Origin of the sequence: Micromonospora musae (genome assembly GCF_003626635.1) — a bacterium.
Classification (GTDB): domain Bacteria; phylum Actinomycetota; class Actinomycetes; order Mycobacteriales; family Micromonosporaceae; genus Micromonospora; species Micromonospora musae.
The window spans coordinates 120,158-126,817 of sequence record NZ_RAZT01000020.1; the positions used below are offsets into that span (position 1 = coordinate 120,158).

Here is a 6,660-nt window from a genome sequence, read left to right on the forward strand (position 1 = left end):
GGGCGACCGGCGTGTCTACTTGAGTTCGACCAGGCGGGCCAGATAAGTCGTGTTCCCGACGTTGGTGAGCATGTGCACCGCGCCCGGGTCCCGGTAGACGATCCCGCCGGTCGGCTCGTCCGCGTCGATCCGGGTGCCGTCGATCGTCTGCACCACGTTCTTCGCACCCTGGATCGCCACCACCAGGTACGGGTGGTCATGCCGGTGCAGGGGCTGCGACTCACCCGGTTCGAGCCGGATGTGCCAGACCCGGACCCGGTCGTTCTCGTACACGATCTCCTGGCCCACGGGGCCCAGTTCGATGCCGTCGCTCATCAGTCCGTTCCGTCCAGCTGTGGGAGCACGTCGCTCGCGATCAGTTCCAGGTGGTCGAGGTCGTCGAGTTCGATCAGCCGCAGGTGCACCCGGGTGGCCCCGATGGCGGCGAACTCACCGATCCGGTCGACCAGCCGGGCGGGGGAGCCGACCACCGGGTCCTCCGGCGGCAGCGCGCTCGCCACGTGCAGCGGCGCGGCCCGCCGTTCGGCCTCCGCGTCGGTGCGGCCGACCGCCACCACGATGCCGGCGGAGAGCACCAGGGGGGCCCGTCCGGACTCCGCCCGGCCGACCCGGTCGCTGGCCTCGCGTACCCGGTCGTACGCCGCGGCGGTCTCCTCGACGGACTTGAACGGCATGTTGAACTCGTCGCCGTAGCGGGCGGCCAGCTCCGGGGTCCGCTTCGGGCCGCGCCCGCCCAGGATGACGGGGGGTCCGGGCACCTGCACCGGCTTGGGCAGGGCCGGGGCCTCCACCAGCTGGTAGTGGTCGCCGGTGAAGCTGTACGAGTCGCCGAGCGGAGTGCGCCAGAGGCCGGTGATCACCTCGAGCTGCTCGGCCAGCCGGTCGAAGCGCTCGCCGACGGGCGGGAACGGGATGCCGTACGCGGTGTGCTCCCGCTCGTACCAGCCGGCGCCGATGCCCAGCTCGACCCGGCCGCCGCTCATCTGGTCCACCTGGGCCACCATCACCGCGAGCGGTCCGGGGAGCCGGAACGTCGCCGAGGTCACCAGGGTGCCGAGCCGGATCCGGCTGGTCTCCCGGGCGAGGGCGGCCAGGGTCAGCCAGGCGTCGGTCGGGCCGGGCAGGCCCGGGTCCGCCCCCATGGACCGGTAGTGGTCGGCGCGGAGCAGGCCCTCGAAGCCGCAGGCCTCGACGGCCTGGGCGAAGCGGAGCTGGTCGTCGTAGCTGGCGCCGCGGTGCGGCTCGATGAAGACGGTCACCCGCATGGTCATCGTCCTCCCGCGCCGGCGGCGGCCGGCTCGTCGCGTTCCATCAGCAGCTCGTGCAGGTCCGCGCTGACCCGGGCGACGTCGGCGAGGTGCGCGTTGCGGCCCAGGGTGCGGGGCCGGGGGATCTCCACGTCGACGACCTTGCGGATCCGGCCGGGACGGGGGCTCAGCACCACGACCCGGTCGGCGAGCAGCACCGCCTCGTCGATCGAGTGGGTGACGAAGACGATCGTCGCGGCGTTCTCCATGTGCACGCGCTGCAGCTCGCCGGAGAGCTCCTCGCGGGTGAGCGCGTCGAGGGCGGAGAACGGCTCGTCCATGAGCATCACGCGGGGCTCACCGATCAGCGACCGGCAGAGCGAGACGCGTTGCTGCATGCCGCCGGAGAGCTCGTGCGGCAGCCGCTTCTCGAAGCCGGCGAGTCCGGCCAGGTCGAGCAGTTGCCGGGCGCGCTCGCGGTACTTCGCCCGGCTCCAGCCGAAGATCTCGACCGGCAGCAGGACGTTGTCGAGCACCGTGCGCCAGGGCAGCAGGGCCGGCTTCTGGAAGAGCATGGCGATGTCCCGGCGGGGTTTGCCGATCGGCGTACCGGCGACGGTGATCTCACCGCCGCTGACCGGGAGCAGGCCGGCGATCAGCCGCAGCAGGGTGGACTTGCCGCAGCCGGAGCGGCCGAGAACGGCCACGAACTCACCCTCGGCGACCTCGAGGTCGATGCCCCGCAACGCCTCGACCCGGCCGGCGCGGCCGTCGAAGGTGCGGGACACCCCGGAAAGTCGGATCATCTGCGGCGACCCTTCCCTGAGTGGACGGTCAGAAATCCGCCACAGGCTAGCGGGTCTGCCAGCGATTCACACCGTCCGGGGTGGACACCAGTTTGTTTCCGTACCGCAACGCGACACGCCTGGCAACGCAAAGGTGGCTTTCTCGTACGCTGTGCCGCGAAGAGTCCCCTCTCGACGGTGATGCCGACCTGCCCCCCGTTCGCCGGCATCCCGCTACAACCCCTCCGGCGGCCGGCCGGCCCCGGTCGGAAAGGACATGGTGCACTGATGAGAAGGCTGACCCGTACGGTCGCCGCGGTCGCGCTGGCCACCACCCTCGCTCTGGTCGGCGGCTGCTCCGACGGTTCGGACTCGTCCGACGAGGGCAAGGGCGGCAGCGGTGGAGCGCGGGAGAAGGTGACCTACCTCACCTCCTTCGGCAACTTCGGCCGTGACTCCTACGCCTGGGTCGCGAAGGAGAAGGGCTTCTTCTCCGAGGCCGGCTTCGACGTCGACATCAAGCCCGGCCAGGGCACCGGCGCGGTGATCCAGACCATCGTGGGCGGCCAGGCCGACTTCGGCCCGATCGACCTGACCGGTGGGCTGCTCCAGCTCGGCAACGGCCAGGCCAAGGACTTCGTGGCGGTGGCCGCGATCCAGCAGCGCACCATGGCGGGCATCGCCACGCTCGAGGGCAAGGCGATCGCCTCCCCGAAGGACCTGGAGGGCAAGAAGCTCGCCGACACCCCCGGCTCCGTGGTCCGCAACCTCTTCCCGACGTACGCGAAGATGGCCGGCGTGGACCCGGCGAAGGTGCAGTGGGTCAACGGTGACGCGCAGTCGCTGATCGGCACGCTCGCGACCGGCCAGGTCGACGGCATCGGCCAGTTCGTCGTCGGCCAGCCCACCATCGAGGGCGTGGCGAAGAAGAAGGCCGTGATGCTGCCGTACAGCAACGTGATGCAGGACCTCTACGGCAACGTGCTGATCACCTCCTCGAAGATCGCCAAGGAGAAGCCGGAGATGGTGAAGAAGTTCACCGCGGCGTTGATGAAGGGCCTGGAGTACAGCCTGGCCAACCCGCAGGAGGCGGCGCAGCTCCTGAAGAAGAACGTCGACGCCACCAACGTCGACTCGGCCGCCGCCGAGCTGCAGCTGATGGCCGGCTACGTCCGGTCGAGCAACTCCGGCACCGCGCTCGGCACGCTGGACGCGGGCCGGGTGGCCAAGAGCATCGCGATCCTCCAGGGCGCCGGCACCCTGAAGCAGAACATCGCACCTGAGCAGATCATCGACTTCAGCCTGACGCCGAAGGCCTGATCAGCGCAGTCGCCCGGGGTGCGTCTCACCGGACTTCGGTGGGGCGCACCCCGTCTCGTGTTCCGGCCCGCGGGCCGGACGATCCGAAGGAGGAGACCATGACCGAGGTCCGGTCGGCCGAGCCGGTGACCGAACCCGAGACCGCGGAGGCCGGGCCGCCGCCGGGCCGACGCGTGTCGGTCGGGGTACGGGCCGCCGGGGCGGGCGCCGCTCTGCTGCCTGCGGTCGGTCTGGTGATCGCCCTCGCGGTGTGGTGGCTCGTCGCCCGGCTGGAGCTGATCCACCCGGCGGCGCTGCCGCCTCCGGGGGACGTGCTCACCGCGTTCGTCGACAAGCCGGCCCTGATGCTGGAGCACACCGGCGACACCACGCTGGAGATCCTGATCGGGTTCGCGCTCTCCATGGTGGCCGGGATCCTGCTCGGGCTGGCGCTCGCCTCGTCCCGGCTGGTGGAGCGGATGTTCACCCCGCTGCTCGTCGCGGTGAACGCGGTTCCGAAGATCACGCTGGGGCCGCTGCTGGTGGTGGCCCTCGGCTGGGGGCAGACGCCCATCCTCACGATGGTCTTCCTGCTCTGCTTCTTCCCGATCGTGCTCTCCACCGCGACCGGCCTCACCACCACCCCGGCCGACCTCGCCGAGCTGGTCCGTTCCTGGAACGCGTCCCGCTGGCAGGCGTTCCGCAAGGTGCGGCTCCCCGCCGCGTTGCCGCAGATCTTCGTCGGTCTCAAGGTCGGCATGCCGCTGGCCGCGATAGGCGCGGTGATCGGCGAGTTCCAGGCCGGCGAGGGCGGGCTCGGCTACGTGATCCAGCAGTACGCGGGCGTCGGCGACACCGCCACCGCGTGGGCGGCGATCATGCTGGTCGCACTGGTCAGCATCCTGCTCTACAGCGCCCTCGTGGTGATCGAGCGGTTCGCTCTGCCCTGGGTGCGCGAGACCACGAGCAGCCGCTGACCGCTACGTCGACCGTCGACGACCTGGATCAGAACCATGGTGTGGCCCGCCGCGCCCGGCGGAGGGGTTGAGCCTGACCGCCCGGAGCCGGGTACGGCGGGCCACACCGCAGCGCCTCAGCCGGCGAGGCGCCACCGGCCGTTGCGCGCCACCAGCGTGGTGAGCGCCTGCGGCATCAGCCCCGAGTGGTTGTCCGGCGTCATCCGGATCGGGCCGGAGAGGCCGTCCAGCTGGGACGTCTCCAGCACGTCGCGGATGCCGTCCCGGTTGACCTTGTCGGCCGGGCCGCCCGCGCGGGACTGGGCGTCCGCGATGAGCTGTACGGCGTCCGCCGCGAACGACGAGGCGCCGTTGTAGCCACCGAAGCGGGCGGTGTAGTCCTGGAACCACTGCCGGCGTGACGCCTTCGCCGGCGTGGTGGCGATCACGTCGTCGATCGCCATCGTCTGGGTGAAGATCAGCGTCGCCCGCTCGGTGGCCTTGGCGGACTCGCCCAGGAAGAGGTCCCCGGCGGCGCCGGCGTCGAGGTAGAGCGAGCCGGTGAAGCCGGCCTGCTGCGACGCGGTGGCGGCGAGCGTGGCCTGCTCCGGCGGCGTCCAGATGATCAACGCCTGGGGCCGGCGCGAGGTGAGCGACTGGACCTGCTGACTCACGTCGGTGTCGGTGACCTTCACCGACGCCTTGTTCGGCAACTTGATGTCCGCCTTGTCCAGCTCACGCTGGAGCGCGAGGAGCCCCTCGCGGCCGTAGTCGTCGTCGCTGTGCAGCAGCGCGGCCTTGCGGACGCCCTTTCGGCTGAGTTCGGTGGCGAGGGCGGAGGCGCTGTCGGCCGCGTTCGGGCCGAGCTTGAAGACGTACCGCCGGTCCGCCACCGGGTTGGCCACGGCGCTCGACGTGGCGAGGGCGATGGTGGGGATCTTCTTCTCGTTGATCGTCCGCACCGCCCCGATGGCGCATTCGTTGCAACCGCCCATGATGATCGCGCTGACCTGGGAATCGTTGCTGAAGTCACCGATGTTGCGGAGCGATTCGCTGGCGTCGGAGCGGTTGTCCTTCACCTTCAGTTTGATTTCCCGGCCGTTCAGGGCGCCGGAAGAGTTCAGCTGATCGACCTTCAGTTGCAAGGCGCGTTGGTACGCCTTCCCGACGGGCGCGGCGGCGCCAGAAAGTTCGAGGTCCGCGGCGATCACGATCGGACTCGCCGCGGAATCGTCGGTGCCGAACTGGCAACCCGTGAGTGTGCCGGCCAGCACGACCGATGCGAGAGCCGCGATGGTCGTGGAGCGGATGGGGCTCAAAGTCGTCCTCCAGGTGCGGGCGCGGGCGCTGCCCGGTCCCCGCAGCTATTCCGTCCTCAGTGGAGAGACGGGAAGAGTGTGCCGTACGGTATGCGCGAAGCCTGCAAAACCTTGCCAACGGCGAGCGCTGTGGTCAAGCGCGGGCATCGGCCACCGTTTTCGGGACGGCCGTCCCACATCGTGGGGACACTCGATGTTTGCAAACGGTCACGTTCCATACACGTGTGACCACACTGGAGTTACATGCCCAGTTCACGGGCTTGCGGAATTGAAGGTATCAGTTGACCGGAACACGGGTTCCGCGCGGTGCGACCCATATCTACCCGGCTGCGGCTTCCCAAACAGGACTGTCTCTGATGAAATCGCGGCCGTGCCGCGCGTGCCGCCGCCTATCGCGCTCGGCACGGTTCGGTCGTTCAGGCGTGGAAGAAACGACGGAGGCGATGTCGTGAGCACCGGACCGACGACCCTGCCCGGAAACCGTGCGAATGCACGGCCGGCCCGTCGTCGACTGCCCCGACTGCGTGACGTGCGGATCCGGTCGAAGCTCGCGCTGATCCTGGTGGTGCCTGTCGCCGCGGTGATCGCGCTGGCCGCGGTCCGGCTCGTCTCGGTCGGTGAGGGCGCGTACGAGGCCACCCAGGCGCGGGCGCTGACCAAGCTCGGCGTCGACGTCTCCGCGCTCACCCAGGACCTGCACCTCGAACGGATGGCCGCGGCGGCCTACCTGGCCGCGCCGCAGCAGCAGGCCGACGCGTACAACCTGCGCGTACGCCAGACGCAGCAGCGGATCGAGGCGTACCGCGCGGAGCGCAAGCAGGTCGGGGACGTGCCGGCGGCGGTCCGCGATCGGCTGACCGCCATCGACAGCCACCTGGAGACGCTCGACAGCACCCGCCAGGAGGTCGCGGACCGCCGGCAGATGGCGGTCGCCGAGGCGATGCTCCGCTACAGCGTGATCCTCGACGACCTGGTCGCGTACGGCGACGGGCTCGCCCAGCTGCCCGGCGGCGAGCGCCTCTCCGACAGCCGCCGCGCCGTCGCCGCGTTCGCC

7 protein-coding genes are annotated in these 6,660 nt (G+C 70.5%); 3 read left to right on the forward strand and 4 right to left on the reverse strand.

Annotated elements, in window-relative coordinates:
- Positions 1–15: 15 nt before the first annotated feature.
- From D7044_RS29735 to D7044_RS29745, 3 genes are read right to left on the reverse strand one after another with little or no spacing between them, the layout of a single operon-like run.
- Positions 16–315 carry a cupin domain-containing protein gene (locus tag D7044_RS29735; RefSeq protein WP_120684326.1) on the reverse strand — a complete coding sequence of 100 codons (300 nt, stop codon included), beginning with the start codon at positions 313–315 and terminating at the stop codon, positions 16–18.
- The gene (locus tag D7044_RS29740; RefSeq protein ID WP_120690860.1) at positions 315–1,265 is read right to left on the reverse strand and encodes an LLM class F420-dependent oxidoreductase; all 951 of its coding nucleotides are present in this window, start codon (positions 1,263–1,265) and stop codon (positions 315–317) included. Before D7044_RS29740 ends, D7044_RS29735 begins: the two co-directional genes overlap by 1 nt.
- Positions 1,266–1,267: 2 nt before the next feature.
- Positions 1,268–2,053 carry an ABC transporter ATP-binding protein gene (locus tag D7044_RS29745; RefSeq protein ID WP_120690861.1) on the reverse strand — a complete coding sequence of 262 codons (786 nt, stop codon included), beginning with the start codon at positions 2,051–2,053 and terminating at the stop codon, positions 1,268–1,270.
- Between the two features lie 267 nt (positions 2,054–2,320).
- Between D7044_RS29745 and D7044_RS29750 the strand changes: the two genes are divergently transcribed.
- Positions 2,321–3,352, forward strand: a complete 1,032-nt coding sequence (locus tag D7044_RS29750) for an ABC transporter substrate-binding protein (protein WP_120684332.1) — start codon at positions 2,321–2,323, stop codon at positions 3,350–3,352.
- A 98-nt stretch (positions 3,353–3,450) separates the two neighbouring features.
- Entirely contained in the window at positions 3,451–4,308 is an 858-nt protein-coding gene (locus tag D7044_RS29755) for an ABC transporter permease (protein ID WP_120684334.1), read from the forward strand.
- A gap of 116 nt (positions 4,309–4,424) precedes the next feature.
- Here the strand turns inward: D7044_RS29755 and D7044_RS29760 are convergent, their stop codons facing one another.
- The gene (locus D7044_RS29760; protein ID WP_120690862.1) at positions 4,425–5,606 is read right to left on the reverse strand and encodes an ABC transporter substrate-binding protein; all 1,182 of its coding nucleotides are present in this window, start codon (positions 5,604–5,606) and stop codon (positions 4,425–4,427) included.
- Positions 5,607–6,054: 448 nt separating this feature from the next.
- Here D7044_RS29760 and D7044_RS29765 point away from each other — a divergent pair.
- Positions 6,055–6,660, forward strand: a 606-nt coding sequence (locus D7044_RS29765) for a nitrate- and nitrite sensing domain-containing protein (protein WP_199716820.1), incomplete at its 3' end; no start/stop codon positions are given.